24 protein-coding genes are annotated in these 21,543 nt (G+C 43.3%); 9 read left to right on the forward strand and 15 right to left on the reverse strand.

The window, feature by feature from the left end:
* Window positions 1–20: 20 nt before the first annotated feature.
* The 4 genes from spoT to E5A76_RS04625 all read right to left on the reverse strand — a co-directional run bounded on the left by spoT (window position 21) and on the right by E5A76_RS04625 (window position 4,161).
* Entirely contained in the window at window positions 21–2,123 is a 2,103-nt protein-coding gene (gene spoT / locus E5A76_RS04610; protein WP_008988190.1) for a bifunctional GTP diphosphokinase/guanosine-3',5'-bis pyrophosphate 3'-pyrophosphohydrolase, read from the reverse strand.
* 17 nt (window positions 2,124–2,140) lie between these two features.
* The gene (gene rpoZ, locus E5A76_RS04615; RefSeq protein ID WP_005371960.1) at window positions 2,141–2,416 is read right to left on the reverse strand and encodes a DNA-directed RNA polymerase subunit omega; all 276 of its coding nucleotides are present in this window, start codon (window positions 2,414–2,416) and stop codon (window positions 2,141–2,143) included.
* 51 nt (window positions 2,417–2,467) lie between these two features.
* A complete protein-coding gene (gene gmk / locus E5A76_RS04620) occupies window positions 2,468–3,094 on the reverse strand; it encodes a guanylate kinase (protein WP_053987444.1) in 627 nt (208 codons plus the stop codon).
* Window positions 3,095–3,297: 203 nt separating this feature from the next.
* A complete protein-coding gene (locus tag E5A76_RS04625; protein WP_008988188.1) occupies window positions 3,298–4,161 on the reverse strand; it encodes a YicC/YloC family endoribonuclease in 864 nt (287 codons plus the stop codon).
* Window positions 4,162–4,390: 229 nt separating this feature from the next.
* Here E5A76_RS04625 and rph point away from each other — a divergent pair, with 229 nt between their 5' ends.
* Window positions 4,391–5,107, forward strand: coding sequence for a ribonuclease PH (gene rph / locus E5A76_RS04630; protein ID WP_008988187.1), 717 nt, complete (start codon window positions 4,391–4,393; stop codon window positions 5,105–5,107).
* A gap of 148 nt (window positions 5,108–5,255) precedes the next feature.
* Complete coding sequence (gene pyrE, locus E5A76_RS04635; protein WP_053987445.1) at window positions 5,256–5,897, forward strand: orotate phosphoribosyltransferase; 642 nt, start codon at window positions 5,256–5,258, stop codon at window positions 5,895–5,897.
* Between the two features lie 70 nt (window positions 5,898–5,967).
* Here pyrE and slmA read toward each other — a convergent pair whose 3' ends face one another.
* From slmA to coaBC, 3 genes are all read right to left on the reverse strand, one after another.
* Complete coding sequence (slmA, locus tag E5A76_RS04640) at window positions 5,968–6,558, reverse strand: nucleoid occlusion factor SlmA (RefSeq protein WP_053987446.1); 591 nt, start codon at window positions 6,556–6,558, stop codon at window positions 5,968–5,970.
* A 232-nt stretch (window positions 6,559–6,790) separates the two neighbouring features.
* Complete coding sequence (dut, locus tag E5A76_RS04645; RefSeq protein WP_161118232.1) at window positions 6,791–7,246, reverse strand: dUTP diphosphatase; 456 nt, start codon at window positions 7,244–7,246, stop codon at window positions 6,791–6,793.
* Between the two features lie 8 nt (window positions 7,247–7,254).
* Window positions 7,255–8,469 carry a bifunctional phosphopantothenoylcysteine decarboxylase/phosphopantothenate--cysteine ligase CoaBC gene (gene coaBC, locus E5A76_RS04650; RefSeq protein WP_053987448.1) on the reverse strand — a complete coding sequence of 405 codons (1,215 nt, stop codon included), beginning with the start codon at window positions 8,467–8,469 and terminating at the stop codon, window positions 7,255–7,257.
* A gap of 234 nt (window positions 8,470–8,703) precedes the next feature.
* Between coaBC and radC the strand changes: the two genes are divergently transcribed.
* The 6 genes from radC (at window position 8,704) to E5A76_RS04680 (ending at window position 12,628) form a co-directional block, all read left to right on the forward strand.
* Entirely contained in the window at window positions 8,704–9,378 is a 675-nt protein-coding gene (radC, locus tag E5A76_RS04655; protein ID WP_161118233.1) for a RadC family protein, read from the forward strand.
* 173 nt (window positions 9,379–9,551) lie between these two features.
* Complete coding sequence (gene rpmB, locus E5A76_RS04660; protein ID WP_005371944.1) at window positions 9,552–9,788, forward strand: 50S ribosomal protein L28; 237 nt, start codon at window positions 9,552–9,554, stop codon at window positions 9,786–9,788.
* Between the two features lie 13 nt (window positions 9,789–9,801).
* On the forward strand, window positions 9,802–9,969 hold the full coding sequence (gene rpmG, locus E5A76_RS04665; protein WP_005371942.1) for a 50S ribosomal protein L33: 168 nt from the start codon (window positions 9,802–9,804) through the stop codon (window positions 9,967–9,969).
* A gap of 171 nt (window positions 9,970–10,140) precedes the next feature.
* Entirely contained in the window at window positions 10,141–10,659 is a 519-nt protein-coding gene (locus E5A76_RS04670; protein WP_161118234.1) for a hypothetical protein, read from the forward strand.
* Between the two features lie 13 nt (window positions 10,660–10,672).
* Complete coding sequence (gene mutM / locus E5A76_RS04675) at window positions 10,673–11,482, forward strand: bifunctional DNA-formamidopyrimidine glycosylase/DNA-(apurinic or apyrimidinic site) lyase (protein WP_161118235.1); 810 nt, start codon at window positions 10,673–10,675, stop codon at window positions 11,480–11,482.
* A 141-nt stretch (window positions 11,483–11,623) separates the two neighbouring features.
* Entirely contained in the window at window positions 11,624–12,628 is a 1,005-nt protein-coding gene (locus tag E5A76_RS04680) for an NAD-dependent epimerase (RefSeq protein ID WP_161118236.1), read from the forward strand.
* 15 nt (window positions 12,629–12,643) lie between these two features.
* On the opposite strand, the gene E5A76_RS04685 is transcribed toward E5A76_RS04680, so the two are convergent.
* The 4 genes from E5A76_RS04685 to E5A76_RS04700 all read right to left on the reverse strand — a co-directional run bounded on the left by E5A76_RS04685 (window position 12,644) and on the right by E5A76_RS04700 (window position 16,026).
* Window positions 12,644–13,450 carry a glycosyltransferase gene (locus tag E5A76_RS04685; protein ID WP_237459235.1) on the reverse strand — a complete coding sequence of 269 codons (807 nt, stop codon included), beginning with the start codon at window positions 13,448–13,450 and terminating at the stop codon, window positions 12,644–12,646.
* Between the two features lie 242 nt (window positions 13,451–13,692).
* Entirely contained in the window at window positions 13,693–14,175 is a 483-nt protein-coding gene (gene coaD / locus E5A76_RS04690) for a pantetheine-phosphate adenylyltransferase (protein ID WP_053987454.1), read from the reverse strand.
* Window positions 14,176–14,183: 8 nt separating this feature from the next.
* The gene (locus E5A76_RS04695) at window positions 14,184–14,960 is read right to left on the reverse strand and encodes a glycosyltransferase family 2 protein (RefSeq protein WP_161118237.1); all 777 of its coding nucleotides are present in this window, start codon (window positions 14,958–14,960) and stop codon (window positions 14,184–14,186) included.
* 7 nt (window positions 14,961–14,967) lie between these two features.
* Window positions 14,968–16,026, reverse strand: coding sequence for a glycosyltransferase family 9 protein (locus E5A76_RS04700; RefSeq protein WP_161118238.1), 1,059 nt, complete (start codon window positions 16,024–16,026; stop codon window positions 14,968–14,970).
* A gap of 89 nt (window positions 16,027–16,115) precedes the next feature.
* Here E5A76_RS04700 and E5A76_RS04705 point away from each other — a divergent pair, with 89 nt between their 5' ends.
* Window positions 16,116–16,826 (forward strand): 3-deoxy-D-manno-octulosonic acid kinase, encoded by a 711-nt coding sequence (locus E5A76_RS04705; RefSeq protein WP_161118239.1) that lies wholly within the window; start codon window positions 16,116–16,118, stop codon window positions 16,824–16,826.
* 38 nt (window positions 16,827–16,864) lie between these two features.
* Here the strand turns inward: E5A76_RS04705 and waaA are convergent, their stop codons facing one another.
* The 4 genes from waaA to E5A76_RS04725 are packed head-to-tail and all read right to left on the reverse strand — an operon-like array spanning window position 16,865 to window position 21,543.
* On the reverse strand, window positions 16,865–18,139 hold the full coding sequence (waaA, locus tag E5A76_RS04710) for a lipid IV(A) 3-deoxy-D-manno-octulosonic acid transferase (protein ID WP_161118240.1): 1,275 nt from the start codon (window positions 18,137–18,139) through the stop codon (window positions 16,865–16,867).
* 6 nt (window positions 18,140–18,145) lie between these two features.
* The gene (gene waaF, locus E5A76_RS04715; protein WP_161118241.1) at window positions 18,146–19,177 is read right to left on the reverse strand and encodes a lipopolysaccharide heptosyltransferase II; all 1,032 of its coding nucleotides are present in this window, start codon (window positions 19,175–19,177) and stop codon (window positions 18,146–18,148) included.
* A gap of 15 nt (window positions 19,178–19,192) precedes the next feature.
* On the reverse strand, window positions 19,193–20,275 hold the full coding sequence (locus E5A76_RS04720; RefSeq protein WP_161118242.1) for a glycosyltransferase family 4 protein: 1,083 nt from the start codon (window positions 20,273–20,275) through the stop codon (window positions 19,193–19,195).
* Window positions 20,272–21,543, reverse strand: a complete 1,272-nt coding sequence (locus E5A76_RS04725) for an O-antigen ligase family protein (protein ID WP_161118243.1) — start codon at window positions 21,541–21,543, stop codon at window positions 20,272–20,274. The genes E5A76_RS04720 and E5A76_RS04725 overlap by 4 nt, the downstream gene beginning before the upstream one ends.

The following is a 21,543-nucleotide window of genomic DNA, read 5'->3' on the forward strand; positions in this document are numbered from 1 at the left end:
TGAAAACTAAGCGCTAAGCGCTAGTTTTTCTGGCGAGCAACACGTACAACATTAGGCATAATTCGAATGCGACGCATAATGTTAGCTAAGTGGATTCGGCTACGTGTGGTGAGCTTCACTGTGATGGTGTACAAGCGACCATCTTTCTCTTCCGTTGCTAAGCCTTGGATGTTAGAGCCTGTAGCTGCAATGGTGTTGGTGAGATCGGCTAAGGCACCTTGGTGGTTTTGCATATCGACTTTCAAACAAGTGACAAATTCTTGATCGAAATCTTCACTCCACTCCACCGCCATGTACTTATCGGGCTCTTTACGATAGCCACGAACATTGGCACATTCTTCACGGTGAATAACCAAGCCTTTACCCGGACTCACATGAGCAATGATTGGATCGCCATGGATTGGGTGACAACAGTTAGCAAAGGTGAGCAGAATGCCATCAGCACCTTGGATCGGTAGGCGACGATCGTTTTCTTTTGGTGTTAGCTCATCAGCATTACCTAAGAAACGACGCGCGATCACCACGCTCATGACTTCACCTAAACCAATTTCAGCCAGAAGATCTTCTATTGAATTGAGTTTAAGATCAGTTAACACCTTAGTGATGTTTTCACTGGCGATACTATCAAGGCTAGCGCCGCCAAGCGCATGATTGAGTAGACGACGACCGAGAGTGATCGACTCATCACGACGCATGGTTTTCAGCACTTGACGGATCTTGGTGCGAGCTCGAGAAGTCACAACATAGTTTAACCATGCCGCATTCGGACGCGCACCAGGAGCACTGATAATTTCAATGGTCTGACCGTTTTTCAGCGGCTTACTTAATGGGTAAGGCTGGCGATCTACGCGAGAGCCGACACAAGCATTACCGACATCGGTATGTACTGCGTAAGCGAAATCTACCGCGGTTGCGCCAACAGGCAATTCAACGATACGGCCTTTCGGGGTGAAAACGTAAATCTCATCTGGGAAGAGATCGGATTTTACGTTCTCAATAAATTCAAATGAGCTACCTGCACTTTGTTGAAGTTCAAGTAAGCTTTGCATCCAACGCTGGGCTTTTACTTGCGCGGTAGTACCTGAGCTTTCGCCATCTTTGTAGGTCCAGTGCGCAGCAACACCTTTGTCTGCCATTTGATCCATGTCTTCGGTACGAATTTGTACTTCAACAGGAACACCATGAGGGCCAACAAGCGAGGTATGCAGCGATTGATAGCCATTGGCTTTCGGGATCGCAATATAGTCTTTCATGCGACTAGGACGTGGTTTGTACAGGTTATGTACTTGTCCTAATACGCGGTAGCAGGTATCTAAATCACTCACAAGCACACGGAAAGCATAGATATCCATGATGGAGTGGAAACGCTGCTCTTTGTTCTTCATCTTGTTATAGATGGAGTACAAGTTTTTCTCGCGACCTAATACGGTGGCATTAATTCCCGCATCACTGAGGCGACCCTCAATTTCAGCGTGAATTTTATTGATCATCTCTTTACGGTTACCACGTGCCGCCGCCACAACTTGTTTTAATACACGGTAGCGATTTGGGTATAACGCTTCAAAGCCAAGCTCTTCAAGTTCAGATTTGATGTTATGAATACCCAGACGGTGGGCAAGAGGAGAGAATATTTCAAGGGTTTCGCGGGCAATACGGCGACGCTTATCTGGACGCAGTGCGCCAAGGGTTCGCATATTGTGGGTACGGTCAGCCAGCTTAATTAAAATTACGCGAATGTCATGCGCCATTGCCATGATCATTTTGCGGAAGTTTTCAGCTTGAGCTTCTTTACGATCGCGAAACTTTAATTTATCAAGTTTCGATACGCCATCGACCAGTTCAGCAACAGTGTCGCCAAAACGGCTGGCAAGATCTTCCTTGGTGACCTCGGTATCTTCGATAACGTCATGAAGCAATGCCGCCATGAGCGTTTCAATATCGAGACGCATTTCCGCCAAGATGCGAGCAACCGCAACGGGGTGGATAATATAAGGCTCGCCAGTGGAGCGAGTTTGCCCTTCGTGTGCGTCGCGAGCAACGAGAAAAGCCTGCCGAAGAGCCTCTAGTTGAGGCTCTGGCAGGTACTCGATTGCGACTTCTTTCAGGCTATCAAAAAGATACAATTCGCCCGGTTCCCTGATTAACGGTGGTCGCCAGCAATAGCACTAACTGCTGCTAGTTCTGCAGCTTCTTGCTCTTGCAGTTCCTGACGCTCGCGAGCATCTAGGATATCTTTAGTAATTAGACCTTCTTCGATTTCACGAAGTGCAATTACTGTGTACTTGTCGTTTTCTTCAGGAACCAGTGGATCCTTACCGCCTGTTTGCATTTGACGTGCGCGGCGAGCAGCAATTTGGATCAGATCGAAACGGTTGCCAATTTTATCAACAGCGTCTTGAACGGTTACGCGTGCCATGGAGGACTCCAGTGGTTATATAAATTAGGATTGAAAATTGTACAAAATAACTTACTGATCTGCTAGTAGTGCAGACAACATGCTTTTATATTTAGCAGCTTGCTTGTCTTGCTTCAATCGTTCTGCACGAATAATTGCCTTAAAATCAATTAAAGCAACATCGAAATCGTCATTAACGATAACGTAATCGTATTCATCGAAATGAGAGATCTCAGAACGTGCTTCTTGCATACGGCGGGCAATAACAGTTTCGCTGTCTTGACCGCGTGTATTTAGACGACGTTCTAGTTCTTCTTTTGATGGTGGTAGGATGAAGATGCTCTTAGCCGCTGGCATCAGTTTGCGAATTTGACGCGCACCTTGCCAATCGATATCAAGGAATACGTCGATACCTTTTGCTAATTGCGCTTCGATCCATGGACGTGAAGTGCCATAGTAGTTGCCGAATACTTCCGCATGTTCAAGGAATGCACCTTGTTCTACCAAGTCAGTAAATTCTTCTACGCTAACGAAATTGTAATGAACACCGTGCTCTTCGCCCGGGCGCATGCCGCGAGTGGTATGGGACACGGATACTTTCATGTCATAGGTCGGGTTAGTTTCAAGAAGGGCATTAATCAGACTTGATTTACCAGCACCGCTTGGGGCCGACACGATGTATAGAGTACCTTTGCTCATTGCCTATTTTCACTCAGTGATAGAAGGGCGCGAAGATTATCATGATCTGCGCATAATTGAAATTAGCTAGTTGTTGGAAAATTCATCTTTTTGCTGAATATAGCTTAAGCCTAGTTGGCTTTGATGGGATTTTCATAACGGAAGCTATTTATATATAAATCATCAAGGAAGCCTAAGCTCCCTTGATGTTAAAACGATGACAGTTATTCGATGTTCTGAATTTGTTCGCGCATTTGCTCGATAAGCACTTTTAGCTCTACAGCCGATGCGGTGACTTCAGTATTGATCGATTTTGATGCTAGGGTGTTCGATTCACGGTTGAACTCTTGCATCATAAAGTCTAAACGACGGCCACAAGCGCCACCTTTAGCTAAGATTTTCTGGGTTTCTTTGACGTGAGAATCTAGGCGATCTAGCTCTTCTGCGACATCGCTCTTTTGCGCGAGCATGATCAGCTCTTGCTCAATGCGGTTAGCATCAAGGTCAACTTTGGCTTCTTCTAGGCGAGACATAATGCGCTCACGCTGCCAGTTGATGATTTCTGGCATCATGCTGCGTACTTTGGTCGCTTCTGCAGAAATCGCATCAAGACGTTGGTCGATCAGCTGCTTCATGTTTTCACCTTCGCTAGCACGTGCCGCGATGAAATCATCAATAGCTAATTCAAACCCAGCCAGTAGATCTTTGTTGATTGTATCGAGATCTTGCTCTGGTGCTTCCATCACACCCGGCCAGTTAAGTACTTGGAATGGGCCAATGTTACCTTCACCCGCAGTCTCTTTTACCCATTTCGCCGCGTGAATCACTTGTTTTGCTAACTCTTCATTGATGGTTAGCTCAGTGTTTGCTGCAATGTTGGCTTCAAAACGTAGGTTACATTCAACTTTACCGCGAGCAAGACGTTTACGGAAACGCTCACGCAATACTGGCTCTAAGCTACGGAATTGCTCAGGCATACGAATGTAAGTTTCAAGATAACGCTGGTTTACTGAGCGGATTTCCCACACAGCAGTACCCCAATCGCCTTTAATTTCGCGACGGGCATACGCAGTCATACTATGGATCATGGCTTGTTGACCTTAAGGTTGTGAATGGTGCGACGACGAACTTACCGTTACCCACGATAAGTCTTGGTAATTAATCAATGGGTGCGTCGTTACCGGGTGTAGAGATTATATGCGATATTGGCATCGGGGGGCTACTGTTTGTCTATTTACGGTATCGTTTTCTCGTGCACTGGAATGGAGTTATCGTTATAATCGCCGGTTAATATCATCCAGCCAAAGGGAAATCCCGATGCGTCCAAGCGGAAGAAGTGCGAATCAAGTTCGTCCAATCACTATTACTCGTCAATACACGGCTCATGCTGAAGGTTCAGTACTGGTCGAGTTTGGCAATACCAAAGTTATTTGTACGGCGAGTGTAGAAGAAAATGTTCCGCGTTGGTTAAAAGGTAAAGGTCAAGGTTGGGTGACAGCTGAATACGGTATGTTGCCACGTGCGACTCACACTCGTAACCGTCGTGAAGCTGCGAATGGTAAGCAAGGTGGTCGTACGATGGAAATCCAACGTTTGATCGCACGTAGCTTACGTGCAGCGGTTGATCTGGAAGTGCTAGGCGAGCAGATGATCACGGTTGACTGTGATGTGATCCAAGCCGATGGTGGCACACGCACGGCATCTATTACAGGTGCGATGGTGGCACTGGTTGATGCCATCAACTACATGCTAGAAAAAGGCATGATCAAAAAGAATCCACTAAAAGGGATGGTGGCTGCGGTTTCTGTTGGTATTTACAACGGTGAGCCAATTTGCGATTTGGAATACCTTGAAGATTCAGCGGCTGAAACCGACATGAACGTGGTGATGACTGAAGAAGGTAAGATGATTGAAATCCAAGGCACAGCCGAGGGTGAAGCTTTCAGTCACGAAGAATTACTAGCAATGCTGGCGTTAGCGAAAGACGGCATTAGCGACATTATTTCAATGCAGAAACAAGCGTTGGAAAATTAATTTTTAAGCGGTTCCTATTGGGAGCCGCTTTTTTTTGCCTAAAGCAGAGTTCCGTGCGGAGTGCATGTCTGTTTTGGTGGTTACCAAAGCATAAGTTTAGGTAACAGGTACATTGTTAAAACACAGAGAAGTAGTTTAAGGAGACACAATGAAAGCATATCAGCGTCAGTTCATCGAATTTGCCCTAGAGAAAGGCGTATTGAAATTTGGTGAGTTCACACTGAAATCCGGTCGTAAGAGCCCGTATTTCTTTAATGCTGGCTTATTTAATACCGGTCGCGACTTAGCGCGTCTTGGTCGTTTTTATGCTGAAGCTTTGGTTGATGCCAAGATTGAATTTGATGTGTTATTTGGCCCTGCCTACAAAGGTATTCCAATTGCAACAACAACGGCGGTTGCGCTGGCTGATCATCATGATGTAGACACGCCATACTGTTTTAACCGTAAAGAGGCTAAAAACCATGGTGAAGGTGGCAACTTAGTCGGCAGTGCGCTAGAAGGCCGTATCATGTTAGTCGATGACGTGATCACTGCTGGTACAGCAATTCGTGAATCAATGGAAATCATTAAAGCAAATGGCGCTGATTTAGCGGGTGTGCTGGTTGCTATTGATCGTCAGGAAAAAGGTCAAGGTGAGCTATCAGCAATTCAAGAAGTTGAGCGTGACTTTGGTTGTGCGGTGATTTCGATTGTCTCGTTAGGCGATGTGGTGACATACCTTTCTGAGCAAGCGGGTATGGAGCAACACCTTGAAGCGGTAAAAGCGTACCGTGCAGAGTTCGGTGTGTAACAACATTTGTAATGAATAATAAAAAAGCGAGGGCTAAGGCTCTCGCTTTTTTGTTTGTTGCTAGGTTTGTTTAGTTTAGCTGTGCGCTTAATAGCGTCCAGTAATCATCAAAGTTTGCTGTTGGCTTGTACTTAAAGCTCGAGCGAACGTAGCGGTTTAAGCTGCCTTCTACTTGACCTAGAAGCTGTGCTGCTAAAACTGACTCATCAATTGGAAAGCCTTTACCTTCACGTAATTTACGCTCTTTTAAGATCTGGCGAAGCTGAGATTCAACACGTTCGAACAGTTGATTAATACGAGATTGAAGACGATCTTGTTCAAACATCAGAGCATGGCCCGTCATGATACGAGTCAGGCCTGGGTTACGCTCAGCAAACATTAGAATGAACTGCATCACCATACGTAAGCGATTCAGCGTATCTTTTTCGTCATCTAAAATGCGGTTAATACGAGTGGTAATTGAATCTTCGATAAATTCAATTAAGCCTTCAAACATACGCGCTTTGCTTGGGAAATGGCGGTAGAGTGCGGCTTCTGAGACTCCAACATTCGCGGCTAGCATTTTAGTGGTGATACGTTGACTGCCTTGATTTGACTCCAGCATGTGCGCTAAGCACTGAAGTATTTCTTCGCGGCGATTGTTCTTTTTGGTGCCTGCCATGAATTATCGTTCCTTTACAAAATGAGACTGTCCATGGACAGTGTGAAACCCGCCTATCTTAGCGATGCCTTGGCGTTGTGAAAAGTAGCGCAATAGAAATGTATGAACTTTTATCCGCAAAAAAAGCGCAGGCGAAAATGCTTGCGCTTTTGCTGTCATACGTGGTGCTCATCTTATCATCAAAATGGATAATACAAGACTTACCAGATCACGCTTTTTTAACATCAATGGACTAGCTACGGCCTGAATGACCAAAGCCACCTTCGCCACGCTCGGTGCTATTAAAATCTTCAACGATATTAAATTGCGCTTGTACTACAGGGAGGAATACCAGCTGAGCAATGCGATCGCCAGGCTCAATGGTAAATGTAGTATCACCACGGTTCCACACTGATACCATAAGTTGACCTTGGTAATCAGAGTCAATTAAGCCAACAAGGTTCCCTAATACGATACCGTGTTTATGACCTAAACCTGAACGTGGCAAAATGGTTGCTGCAAGGTTTGGATCGCCAATGTGAATAGCAAGGCCCGTCGGAACAAGGTGAGTTTCACCCGGTGCGACTGTTAGGACTTCATCTAGACATGCACGTAAATCAAGGCCAGCTGAGCCTTCAGTCGCGTAAGCAGGTAGTGGAAATTCGTTACCGACACGAGGGTCAAGAATTTTAAGATCGATACTATTCATAGTTAGCTCTAGTGGTTCGCTTGTTGGTAAAGATTAACAATTTCGTTGATTAATTGCAGCCCAAGCTCGGATTTTGCCGCCAGTGGTAAGGCTTTATCTCCGTTAGGCCAATACAGATGTAGGGCGTTGCTATCGCTGTTAAAGCCTTGTCCTTGAACTGATACATCGTTAGCACAAATCACATCAAGATTTTTATTTGCCAGTTTGCCACGGGCATATTGCTCCACATTTTGGGTTTCAGCGGCAAAGCCAACCGTAAATGGGCGACTGTCTGTAAGCGCAGCAATGCTTGCCACGATGTCAGGATTTTTCACAAGTTGAATTACCATCTCATCATGACCATCTTGTTTTTTCATCTTCTGCTCAGCCACGTGAGCTGGACGAAAATCAGCAACAGCCGCACAAGCAATAAAAATGTGGTTGTTTACCGCATGCTCCAATGCGGCTTGGTGCATCTCTTGGGCGCTTTTAACATCAACGCGATTAACCCCATTGGGTGTCGCTAAGTTAACAGGGCCACTGATCAGCGTGACATTTGCACCACGTTTAGCGGCAGCTTGAGCTATGGCATAACCCATCTTCCCTGAGCTGTAGTTACTTAAATAACGTACCGGATCAATAGCTTCTCGGGTTGGACCTGCCGTCACCACAATGTTTAGATCACTAAGGTCTTGCGGCAGGAAGAAGTCTTCACATAAGTGAACGAGTTGCATTGGCTCTAACATGCGGCCAGGACCAACATCACCACAGGCTTGCTCACCGCTTGCAGGTCCCCAAATCTGAAAACCTCGGCGCTTTAACGTAGCGATATTCTCTTGGGTGGCAATGTTGCGGTACATCTGTTGATTCATCGCAGGTGCTACCGCAATAGGGGCGTCAGTAGCAAGACATAGGGTTGAGAGTAAGTCGTTACCCATGCCAGCACTCACGCGAGCAATCAAGTCGGCAGTCGCAGGAGCCAGTAAAACAAGATCAGCCCATTTCGCCAGTTCAATATGTCCCATTGATGCTTCAGCAGAGGGGTCAAGTAAGCTATCAGCGACAGGGTGACCTGATACAGCTTGCATGGTCAGTGGGGTAATAAATTCTTTGGCTGCCTTGGTCATCACGACATGAACCTGTGCACCACGCTCGATTAAACGTCGAGTGAGTTCTGCACATTTGTAAGCAGCGATACCGCCGCTAATGCCGAGAAGGATTTTTTTTCCTGCCAGTGTTTGCATCAGTCTGCCTGTCTCTTTGGGCTATAAAATTGGCAACAAGATACCATCAAAGTGGTTTGTGATCATCGGTTGGGATCAACTCTTACGGGGATAGAACATTGTCTGTCTCGCAATTTGAGTACTGTGATTTTTATTGGTTACTTTTGGGCTGTGAAGATTTTCTAAAACCCAATTTATCTTGGTTGTGAAATTGGTCGTAACTGTTTTGCTTATGACATATCAAAGGGAGAGGTTATGTCACTTAAGCAACTACCAGAGGCTTCACGTCCGCGAGAGAAATTATTATCTCATGGCTCAGATGCATTAACGGATGCCGAATTATTAGCCATTTTTTTACGCACTGGTACCCAAGGGATGAATGCGTTGGAGTTAGCCACCCATTTGCTTGATGAGTTTGGCTCGTTGCGTTCGCTGTTAGGGGCAGAAAAACAGATATTTTGCCAGATGAAAGGATTGGGACCGGCAAAATTTGCACTTTTGCAGGCCGTTTTGGCGTTAGGCGAGCGATATTTAGAAGAAACGTTAAAAAAAGATGATGTGCTCACTAGTCCGCAAAATACCCGTCGATATTTGGCGCAAAAATTGCGAGATAAACACCGAGAAGCCTTTTATATCCTGTTTCTAGACAACCAACATCGGGTGATCAACGGAGAGATATTATTTGAAGGAACTATCGATTGCGCGAGCGTTTATCCGCGTGAAGTTGTAAAAAGATCGCTAGAACTTAATGCAGCGGCGCTCATTTTAGCGCATAATCACCCGTCAGGCGTCGCTGAACCTAGTCAGGCAGACCGTCGAATAACCCGCAAAATCAGCGATTCGCTGGCTTTGGTCGATATTCGTGTTCTTGATCATTTTGTTATTGGTGACGGGGAGATTGTCTCTTTCGCTGAGCGAGGTTGGCTATAAAATAGCCAAAGTTTCGTTAAAAAAGTGAGAAAGAATCTGCTCGGGACTTGAGCAACTGGTTTTGACTTAGTATAATGCGCGACCTTTGATAGCTGTGGTTATCTGTGAAATATTTTTTTGCAGTGAATTTTCCACAGTAGATATCGAGCTGAAACGATTTGGAGAAGACAGTAATGTCCCGAGTATGCCAAGTAACTGGTAAGCGTCCTGTAACGGGTAACAACCGTTCACACGCACGTAATGCCACCAAGCGTCGTTTTCTGCCGAACCTGCAAACTCATCGTTTCTGGGTAGAAAGCGAAAAACGCTTCGTTAAACTACGCCTTTCTGCGAAAGGCATGCGTATCATCGATAAGAAAGGCATTGATGTCGTTCTTGGTGAAATGCGTGCTCGCGGTGAGAACGTTTAAGAGGATTTGAAGAATGGCTAAAGGCATTCGTGAGAAGATCCGTCTAGTATCATCTGCTGGTACAGGCCACTTCTACACTACCGACAAGAACAAGCGCAACATGCCAGGCAAATTTGAGATCAAGAAATTTGATCCAGTAGTTCGCCAGCACGTGCTTTACAAAGAAGCTAAAATCAAGTAATTGGTTTTATCACTCTTTGATAAAAACCCAGCTTCGCTGGGTTTTTTTATATCTGTTATTTTCTAATTTCCCTTCACTGACGACTTTTCTGTTAGTTATTTATCAGCCAATGGTGCAATGACTTAACCAGTGTTATCTTTATTCTCATTAAGATAAGACAGGAATGGATGAATGCGCTTAACTCGACGTGGCTGGAATAACATCATCATCATTGGGGTGCTGTGCTTTATCGCGATAATTAAATTGCCAGATTTACTTCGCGAACGATTTGCACCTAAAGATTCGGTGACGCAGGTTGTTACCGAGCAAGCTAGCAATATCCCTAATACTGTTTTTGTCCTCTCGCCCGATCTTTTGATTCAGCGGGTTGTTTTCCCTTATTTCACGCTTAAGCAAAGTAATGGGCAGTGGCAAAGCTCGTCTAACTTATCGATTTCAGCCAGTGAATTAGTACAACGTTGGCAACATCTACAAGGCACTGTGGTGGATGAAGCAACAATATCAAAGTTGAGTTTACAGCTACCACCACCGCAAACCGTGGAAGTGTGGGGGAAGCAGCAAGCAGAGCCTATTCGATTAACAGTATATACTTTGCCTAAGTTTTGGCTGTTTAATAATGGTCAACATTGGGTCGCTGTGTCGGTTGCTGCCGATTATCTGTTCCCGACATCTTTATCAAATAACAAATAAAACGAGATGAGTCATGCCTGAATTACCTGAAGTGGAAGTGAGCCGAATGGGGATCTCTCCTCATGTCGTTGATCAAACTGTCAAAGAAATCATTATTCGTAACCCTCGACTGCGCTGGCCTATCCCTGACGCCATCAAAGCGATTGAGGGACAAGTGATCCGCAGGGTAACTCGAAGAGCTAAATACTTGCTGTTAGAAACCGATGCTGGCTATGCCATTGTGCATTTAGGCATGTCTGGCAGTTTACGTGTTTTGCCCGTTGGAACTCCAGTTGAAAAGCATGATCATGTTGATTTGGTGCTAACTAGTGGCGAAGTACTGCGTTATAACGATCCTAGGCGCTTTGGTGCGTGGTTATGGGAAGAGAAAGGGGTAACACACCCTGTGCTTGAGAAAATGGGTCCAGAGCCGCTGAGTGACGAATTTAACGAGGAATATTTGCATCAAAAAGCTCAAGGGAAACGTACCGCAATAAAACAATTTATTATGGATAATCATGTGGTTGTTGGTGTTGGTAATATTTATGCCAATGAATCTTTGTTTGCCGCAGGTATTCACCCTAAACGTGCGGCTGGAAAAATCTCACTTGCTCGTATGACTAAGCTGGTAGCAGAGATCAAATCGGTATTAGCGTTTGCCATTCAACAGGGTGGTACGACATTAAAAGATTTTAAAAACGCAGACGGAAAACCTGGCTATTTTGCACAAGAGCTGCAGGTGTATGGTCAAGCCGGTAAACCTTGTCCAAAGTGTGGTAAGCCATTAAGTGAGGCTAAAATCGGTCAACGTGCGACAGTGTTTTGTGCTGATTGCCAGAAGTAGGTTCGATTTTAGTTAACCTAACCATCATATTTATTGAGTCGGTTTGCTTAGGATTTCCCTTCGTTGATTGAGCTAAAATGTTATTATGCTCGCAGTTTTCAGGTTGAGTAACGCTGCATGATGCGTTATTGAGGATAAAGTATGAAATATCTTGTTACCGGCGTCGCTGGTTTTATTGGTAGCGCAGTGACAGAGCGTTTATGTGCTCAAGGCCATCAAGTGGTCGGTATCGATAATCTTAACGATTACTATGACGTCTCACTCAAGCAAGCACGTTTAGCCCGTATTGCTCATCCTAACTTTACCTTCATTGGATTAGATTTAGCCGATCGTGACGGTATTGCAAATCTATTTGCCGAACAGCAATTTAACCGTGTTATCCATCTAGCGGCACAAGCGGGTGTGCGTTACTCAATTGATAATCCACTGGCGTACGCTGATAGTAATTTGGTTGGACATCTAACGATTTTAGAAGGTTGCCGTCATAACAAGGTTGAGCATCTTGTTTATGCCTCTTCAAGCTCAGTATATGGCTTAAATCATAAGACGCCATTTAATACGGCAGATAGCGTTGATCACCCAATATCTTTGTATGCAGCGACGAAGAAATCCAATGAGTTAATGGCACATACCTATTCGCACCTTTATGGCGTACCAACCACAGGCCTACGTTTCTTTACCGTTTATGGCCCATGGGGACGTCCAGATATGGCATTGTTTAAATTCACCAATGCAATCATGGAAGGGAAAGAGATTGATGTGTACAACCATGGCGATATGCGTCGTGATTTTACTTATATCGATGATATTGTTGAAGGTGTAATCCGTATTCAGGATGTGATCCCGCAGCCTAATGCTGATTGGACGGTAGAAGCCGGCTCACCAGCGACCAGTTCAGCACCTTATCGAGTGTATAACATTGGTCACGGTAGTCCTGTAAAGCTGATGGATTACATTGAAGCGCTAGAAGAAGTGCTAGGTATGGAAGCGAAGAAAAACTTCATGGACATGCAGCCGGGTGATGTTTACATGACGTACGCAGATACAGAAGATTTATTTAAAGCAACGGGTTATAAGCCTGAAGTGAAAGTCAAAGAAGGTGTAAAAGCCTTTGTTGATTGGTATCGTGAGTATTATCAAAAGTAATAAAAAGGCCTAATCTTAGGCCTTTTTATTTATTCCGTTATCACAATAAATTTTTCCATCTTCTTGCTTTTGTTTAAAAAGATTGAATGCGTGGGGGTTGGGTGCATTTTCTTTGTGATCAAGATGGTACTGACAACAACGCCCAAGAGATCCATGTGACGTCAATCCTATTTGTTCTAGGCGCCACAGTAGATCGGTATCTTCATATCCCCAGCCTTCAAAGTCTTCATCAAGACCATTAACTTTTAATAAAGAATCTAAACTCATCGCAATATTTGAGCCAAAAATCGTTAAATCTGGTTTTAATCTATTGATAAATGGAAGAATAAAGTCAGGATATCGGAGAGCTTGCTCTGGCTTAGATACTCGTTCTTTTAAGGATTGTGATAGCAACCAAAAACCGTTAAATAAACGGGATGGCGTTAAGCTGTCATTGCGAAAACAATTTGATAAGTAAGGTTTTAGATATACACGTATACCTACAGTATAATGCTTAGGTGATGCAAATTTACGATGATCAGCAACGAAATAAGGTGAAGGAATACAGTCGTTATCGGTAAAAACAATATGATCAGCAGTGCTTGATTTGATTGCTTTATTGAGAATTGCAGCACGTCTGAATCCTAAATCTTCATGCCAAATATGACGTATAGTCAAATTTGTCTGAGAGTATTTTTGGATTAAGTCTGCAACTTCATGTGTTGAACCATCGTCAGCAATACATAAAGAGAAGTCATTATCTAATTGATTTAGATAACCATTTAAAACGAGCTCTAGATCACGTACGTTATTGTATGCGCTCATAATAACTTCTATTTTCATATATTATATCAATGACCTTAGTTAGGCTTACTGTTTCGTTGCATAAATGAACGGTGGATTCTATCAAAATAAATCGAAGACAGTAAGATAGATACTTTTATATAGTATAAAAATTACAATGGCTAAAGCTTATAGCTATTATTGATATAAAGTTAAGTTACACTTAATATCTTATTTTATTGTAAATAAAGCCAATTTTGGGCTTTAAGTGATTAAAGGCGCGCTTAGCGCCTTTTTAATATCTATTTAGCGAGTTTTTCCAATAATGCAGTGGTGATCAGTGGATCAACAAACTGGCTAACATCACCTTTATGTAGCGCAACTTCTTTAACTATGGTTGAAGAAATGAATGAGTTTTCTTCTGCTGGCGTTAAGAAAACAGTTTCTAACTCTGGCATCAAGCGACGATTCATATTGGCTAACTGAAACTCGTACTCAAAATCGGATACCGCACGAAGACCACGCACTAGAATGTTAGCGTTGTGCTCTTTGGCGAAATCAACCAATAGTCCAGAGAAGCCAACAATTTCTACATTATTCAAATGTGCTGTAATTTTACTCGCCAGTTCTACACGTTCATTAAGATCAAATAGCGGTTTTTTACTTGGATTGAAAGCAACGCCAACAATCACATGATCAAACATTGCCGCTGCTCGTTCAATTAAGTCTAAATGACCGTTAGTAATAGGATCGAAAGTACCAGGGTAAATTACTCGAGTTGTCATAATAGTCGTTACTTCTTGTGCTTAAGGTGAAGGCCTAAGTATTTATTTAGGACGTATTGGGCATTTATACAAGCAATGATGAACCCATGCTTACCATCTAAAAATCCCGCTTTAAGAATGTAAGTTCGAATAAAGCTAAATATTGAGTGAATAACAGCAGAGGCAATCGATGACTTTTTGCCTTTTAAATACTTTTCTTCAGCCCAAAGCTCTGCATACTTTTGTTGTTTGCGCTGAAATTCAAAGAAATCTTCAAAAGTGTAATGTTCTAAATTACCACTTAGCTTTTCAACTTTGCCATTAGCAGGGATCACAATAGATTCATGTACTTTGACGTCATTATATTGGGTTTCATTACGGCGATGTAAGCGAGAAATCCAATCAGGATGCCAACCAGAGTGATGAATAAATTTGCCAAATGCGGTGCTAAGACGATTGACTTGATAAACCGTATTATGCTGGTTCTTTGCAATAGCCTGTTGAATAGACTGACGTAGCTCTGGCGTCACTCGTTCGTCAGCATCAAGCCATAATATGTAATCACTTTCGACAAAGGTTTGTGCTTGTTGACGTTGCAGCCCAAAGCCAGGCCAACCATTACTGATAAAAAATTTATCGGTATATTGACGGGCAATGGTTTCGGTTTTATCGCTACTGCCCGAATCAAGGATCACGATTTCATCAACCCAATCTTTTACTGAGTCTAAACATGCTGCCAGATGCTTGGCTTCATTTTTAACAATCAGTGCCACAGCAAGGCTTGGTGTGGTGTTTTGCTGGTTCATTGTTTTCTCACTGTGATTGAGTCAAAGTTGCTGAGTCGATGATGGTATCAAGTTGCGTGATCACATCATCAACGGAAATCGCAGTCATAATATCACGGCCTTTTATTCGAGCACCCCAAGGAAGCTCTGAGACGAGTTTACCGTAATGTTTTTCTGCAAATTGTTGATACACACTCACCACATTTTGTTGGCTAAGGTAAGGTCCTGTGCGTGTTGGATTACTGTGCCCGTATAAACCGATCACTGGTGTGCCTTGTGTTGTGGCTAAATGGGCTGGGCCTGAGTCAGGTGCAATAACTACGGTTGCGCATTTTAGCAGTGCAGTTAACTGGATCAGGCTTGTTTTACCAATAAGGTTAGTAATAGGGTGATGACAATGTTGTATGATCGATTCACCCAACGCTTGCTCACGTTGCGTCGGTGAGCCACATAAGATCACCTTTAATCCCTTCTCAACGGCATGATCGGCAACGGCAGCATAGCGTTCAGTCAGCCAGTTTCGCTCATCCTTACTGGCTGCTGGTGAGATGATCAATGTCGGTTTATTGATATGTTGCTGCGCAAAGGCAATGTCTTCACTCGATAGTGGGATATGCCAATGTGGTTCAGTAAATGGTACGCCAAGGTAGCGTGCAAACTCAGCAAAATTATCAAGTACATGGAGAGCATTGGTTTGCGGTAGTTTTTTATTGGTAAATAGCCATTGGCCTTCTTTGGCTCTTTGACGTGAAAAACCCACTTTATAGCGTGCTTTAATGCCTAAAGATAACAGGCTTGCACGCAGTGCGACTTGCATATCGAGTAGGGCATCAAACTTTTGATCTTTCAAAGTATGCCAAACCGTTTTGATCCCTTGCCAGCCTGCTTTTTTATCAAAACTAACCACCTTGATATTAGGCAGTGTACTTACAAGCTGAGCTTCTGTTTTGCCTACCACCCATGTAATACTGGTTTCGGGCCAATGTTTTTGGATGGCTTGTACTACAGCGATCGCATGACAAACATCGCCAATGGCTGATAGGCGTAAAATACAGATGGATTGAGGCGCAGTAGTAAACAAAGCCATAGTGATACCTAATAAAAAGTTGTCAGCGAATTATGCAGTTAGTGCTGGTAATTGTAAAATAAACCAAAATAGACAGGAGAAAGACAGCAGTGCAGAAAATTAGCCATGAACAGCAAATGATATGGTTTGATGACAACTATTTAACTGTCGATCCGCATTGTTGCTTCGATATTGATTTTTGGCGTCAACAAAATGCAATTGTCGGCTCGGCACAAGGGCGAGGCACCACTTGGTTTGTTGCTGGCGATAAGATGGAAATGGCATTACGTCATTACCGTCGTGGTGGCTTGTTTGGTAAGCTGGTGAGTGATAGCTATTGGTTTACTGGTTGGGAGAAGACCCGCAGTTATGCTGAATTAATGCTGTTAAAAGTATTACGAGAAGAGGGAGTCAATGTTCCTCGTCCTGTTGCGGCAAAAGCAGAAAAGAAAGGCTGTGTTTATCGTGCCGATATTTTGGTTGAGAAAATTCCTCATAGTCGCGATCTCGTTGCGTTACTTATCGAATCCTCTTTGCCAAGTTCGGTTTGGCATCAAATTGGCGTCATGATCCGTAAAATGCATGACTTGCAGGTTTGTCACACAGACTTAAATGCCCACAACATCTTGCTTGATATGGATCAGCAAGTTTGGCTGATTGATTTTGATAAGTGTTACCAGCAATCGGGAGATAGTTGGAAAAAAGACAATCTCGCCCGCTTAGAGCGCTCATTTATCAAAGAAGTAAAGAAGCGCAATATTCAATGGCAGCCACAAGACTGGCAAGCGCTATGCGATGGCTATCGAGGTGATAGTCAGTGATAAAACGAGCGATGAGAATTGATCTCATCGCTACGTATTTAATGTAGGTAGTTGGTAATACTATCAATGGTACGTTGTACAGCGCCTTGATTTTGTTCTACCACTTTTTTACCGTTTTCTCCCATCACTTGCTGACGTTCTGGGTTATTAAATAGGGCTATCACTTGCTTGGCTAACTCAGTGCTATCTTGGCAGAGCTCAATGGCATTCGCTTGAAGTAATTGCTCTGTAATATCTATAAAGTTGTAGTAGCTAGGGCCTGTTATAGCAGGTTTTCCTACGGCTGCAGGTTCGAGCAGGTTATGTCCACCGACTTTATCTCCGATCAAACTGCCTCCCATAAACGTTACATCACTGCTAGCCAACAGTAAGAGCATTTCACCCATAGTATCGGCCAAATAGACTTGGCTCTGTGGTGAAAATGGCTCTTTATCTGTACGGCGATGAACGGATAACTGAAACTGCTCTTTCGCCATTATTTCAACATCATTGAAGCGTTCAGGGTGGCGAGGAACGATGATGAGTAATGCATTTTCGTTGTGCTGCAATATGGTTTTAAACGCACTAAAGACTTGCTCATCTTCACCTTTATGAGTGCTCGCTGCGATCAACACTGGGCGCGTTTGACCTAGTTGAGATCGCAGTTGTGTCGCATGCTCGAAAACCGTAGGTGCGATAGTAAGATCGTATTTAATCGATCCAGTTACCGTAACCTTCTCTTTGGTCGCACCAATATCGATAAAACGTTGTGCATCGTCCTGATGAAGACAAAGAATGCTATCAACGTTTTTGAGCAGAGGCTTGGTAAAAAATGTCGCTGATTGGTAACGCTTTGCCGAGCGCTCAGATAAGCGAGCATTGGTGATCACAATTGGAATGTGCTGTTTTTTAACGGTTGCTAGCGTGTTGAGCCATAGCTCTTTTTCAACAATCAACATCAGCTTGGGGTTTACTGCGTTTAGAAAACCTTGTACACACCAAGCAAAATCAATTGGCATGTAGCGGTGCTCGACCAAATCGCCTAACTTAGCTATTTGCTCTGCACCTGTGCTGGTGGTGGTCGTAACCACGATGGCTTGTGTTGGATATTGCTCTTTTAGCGCTTTGATAAGAGGGGTGATCGCAATAGATTCTCCAACCGATGCGGCATGGATCCAAATAGGACTTTTACCATTAATGGCTGGCGTAAAACCAAAATGCTCTTTCCAACGTTCGCCAAAACGAGGCTTCCCCGGCTTGTGTTTGTATAGCCCAAACAGAAGTAACGGGGAAACGAAAGCAAGCAGTAGGGTGTAAACGATTCTAAGTAACATATTCACTTACGCTTGTTGTAACTTATTGATCGCATTAACCACTAAATCGGGAGTCAGCTCGGTTAAACACTTCAAATGACCTAATGGGCACTCGCGTTTAAAGCACGGACGACAGCTGATATCGGTATGCAAGACTTCAACATGCTCTGCCAATGGTGGCGTATAACCCGGTGATGTTGAACCGTATAATGCTACGATATTACAGCCAACAGCAGCTGAAATGTGCATTAGGCCCGAGTCATTACTAACGACGGTTGTACAGGCTGCCAGCAAATCAATAGCCTCAATTAAAGACGTATTACCCGCTAAATTTTGGCAATGCGCTTGCATTTCTTGCGGCAGGCTCGCTTTGATTTTATCAGTCACTTCACGATCTTTGGCGGAGCCAAATAACCATACTTGGTGTCCTTGCTCAATTAGCATTTCTGCCGCTTTGGCAAAATGTTGCTCAGGCCAGCGTTTTGCTGGACCAAATTCAGCACCGGGACATAAGCCAATTACCGTTCTTTCTCGGTTTAAACCGAACTTAGTTAACGCATCATTTTGTGCAGTGGCATCAATGGTGAGCTTAGGATATGGCATGTCTGTTAAACAGCCAGAGCCTGTCATTTCATTTGCCGGATGGGCCAGCGCAATATAACGCTCAATCATCAAATTGAATGCTTTTTTGTTGTTGCGTAGATCATTGAGTAAGCCATAACGCATTTCGCCTTTCCAGCCGGTACGAACTGGGATTTTTGCAAACAGCGGTACTAATGCGGATTTGGCAGAGTTAGGTAAAACATACGCATGATCATAGTTGTCATCACGCAGAATTTTACCTAATTGGTAGCGAGCAAATAGATTGAGATCGCCATGTCCAAGCGGCATTTCAATCGCTTGATTGATTTCCGGCATACGTTCAAGTACAGGCTTACACCAGCCCGGTGCCATGACATCTATGATGGCTTCAGGGTGAAGCTTTTTAAGCTCGGTATAAAGGCATTGCGACATCACCATGTCGCCAACCCAAGATGGGCCAATAATTAATATTTTCACATTACAACCGTTGATTTATACGTTTTGAAAGAAGTTCAGCTGTTGCTTGGTTGTTTCTTGAATTGAAAAATGTGTTTGTAAGCGTTGTTGTGCATTTTTTCCCATTTCAATTCGGGTTTCTTTTGAGTGCGCTAATAGCTTAATTTTATCAGCTAATGCTTGAGGATCATTGGTTTCAACCACAAATCCAGTTTTACCTTCTTCTACCAGCTCTTTACTGCCACCAGTGGTCGTCACAACCGACGGTTTTGCCATCGCCATCGCTTCAATAATGGTTTTAGGGAGACCTTCACCGCTAATTGATGGTTGTACTTGGATATCGGATGTCGCCATGATTTCAGGCACATCAGAACGATAACCTAAAAAGTGAATACGATCTTGCATACCACTCGCTGTTGCCAATTGGTCATTCTCTTCCGTATCCATATCACGGCCTACAAGTACCAGATGCAGATTGTCGATATCGGCTAATTGCTTAGCCGCATCTAGTAGAACATGAACGCCTTTGGATTTACGTGCGTTGGCAACACAGGTAACAATAATATCATCATCGGTTAAGCCTAGTTGCTCTCGCGGCAGAGCATCTGCTTGATACCAAGCTAAGTCGTGACCTTTATAAATGGTTTGGACTTTTTCAGGTGCTAACTTAACAACGCTTCTCACGGATTCTGTAACCGCTTCTGCGACACAAGAAATCCCATTCACGCGAGGATGAAGATGCGTTAAATACGATGAAGGATCATGACGATAAATACCGCCAACCGTGCCACGGTAGCTGATAAGTTTTGTATCAGGGAAACCAATACAAGCAAATGCTGCATTCGGAATAGTTTTGGAATTTAGCGCATACACCACATCATAATGGTGTTGACGCAGTTCATGACGAATGGTCTTGATGGTTTTAAAGCAAATTTTACGACTTGGGTAGCAATCAATAACCGTAATACCTGCTTCACGAAAGCGCTCGACATAAGGTGCATCACCTTGGGTGATAATAGTGACGTCATGGCCTTGCTTGACCATTTCGATACACATTTCGGCTTCGGGTCTAACGCTGTTCCAAGCATCTAAATAAGAACTTAATATGAGTATTCTCATGATTGTTTCTCTCTCATTGAAATGCTTGTAGCTAGAAGAATGACTGTCATTAGTGAATAGAAAATCATTCCCGAATTATGACGGAACATAGCCTGCGACAAACAGTAACCTACCATCATGATCACACTGATAGCACCGCATTGGTTGATCATTTTCTGTTGAGATGAGTTTGCAATACGATGGTTTTTTACAAAGATACTTAGAGGAATAATAAAAATAGCGAGTAGTGCAGTTAGTCCAATAACACCACGGACAGATAAATCTTCTAAGAATTGATTATGGGAGTGTGAATCTAAAAAGTTTTTAATCACTTGTGCATTCACCAGGCCTTCATGTGCCCATTTCTCTCTTAGAGTTTCTCGACCTTGGTAACCAGCACCAATAATAGGGTGCTGTTCTGTGGTGTAAATAGCGCTTTTCCAAAGTTCAAACCGAGCACCTAAAGAAGAGGTTTCATCGTGGCCTTTGTGATACTGCACAATCTCTTGGGTAGCTTCATTTAAACGTGTTTTTATTTCCGTATTCTGGCTAAGAGAAAACACGGCAATTCCAAGAACAATAATGCTGACTATAGCTATTTTTTTAGAAATCAATTGACGATTGCTGAAGGCTAAATAAGTGATAGCAATAGGTAAAAATATCCACCCGCCACGACTTCCTGAAAGAAAACTGGCATAGATACCTAAAAGTGCTGCAATTAAGCTGAGCGTAAATTTCCACCATGATTTTTGGTCTAGATAATAGAGACTAATGGTGAGACTGATTAATCCCAATGTCATCGCCATATTACCAGACTGAATAGGCATATAGCCTTTTAATGATGGGTGAATACTTTTGTATAAATCACTAAAGGCTCTGCCTGTTTTAAAATCATAAATGTGAATCATTGCTACAATACCCGCAATGATCGAACCGATGATAAAACCTGAAGTCAAGATATTAACTTTCGGTGGATATAGTAGTAGTAATAGAAATATAGGTAGTACTAATACAAAACGACTAGGCATATCGATTTCAGAAAAGCTACCACCGTAATAAAGTGTCGAGGCTAAATAGGTGAGAAAGTAAATACTAAAGCTACCTAATATCCATTTTACCTGTTTTGTATAGTTAACGTTTTTGAATTGCCAACAAAAACCAAGCGCAGCTACTAATAATAAAATGGGAGGTAAGTTATAGCCTTTACCATATGCAAGGCACAAAATAGGAAAGCTTGCGACGAGCAAGCTTATGATTATTTCACGATTTAAAAAGCGAGGAAGAGTCAT

It is taken from the genome of Photobacterium lucens (assembly GCF_009873615.1).
Lineage (GTDB): Bacteria > Pseudomonadota > Gammaproteobacteria > Enterobacterales > Vibrionaceae > Photobacterium > Photobacterium lucens.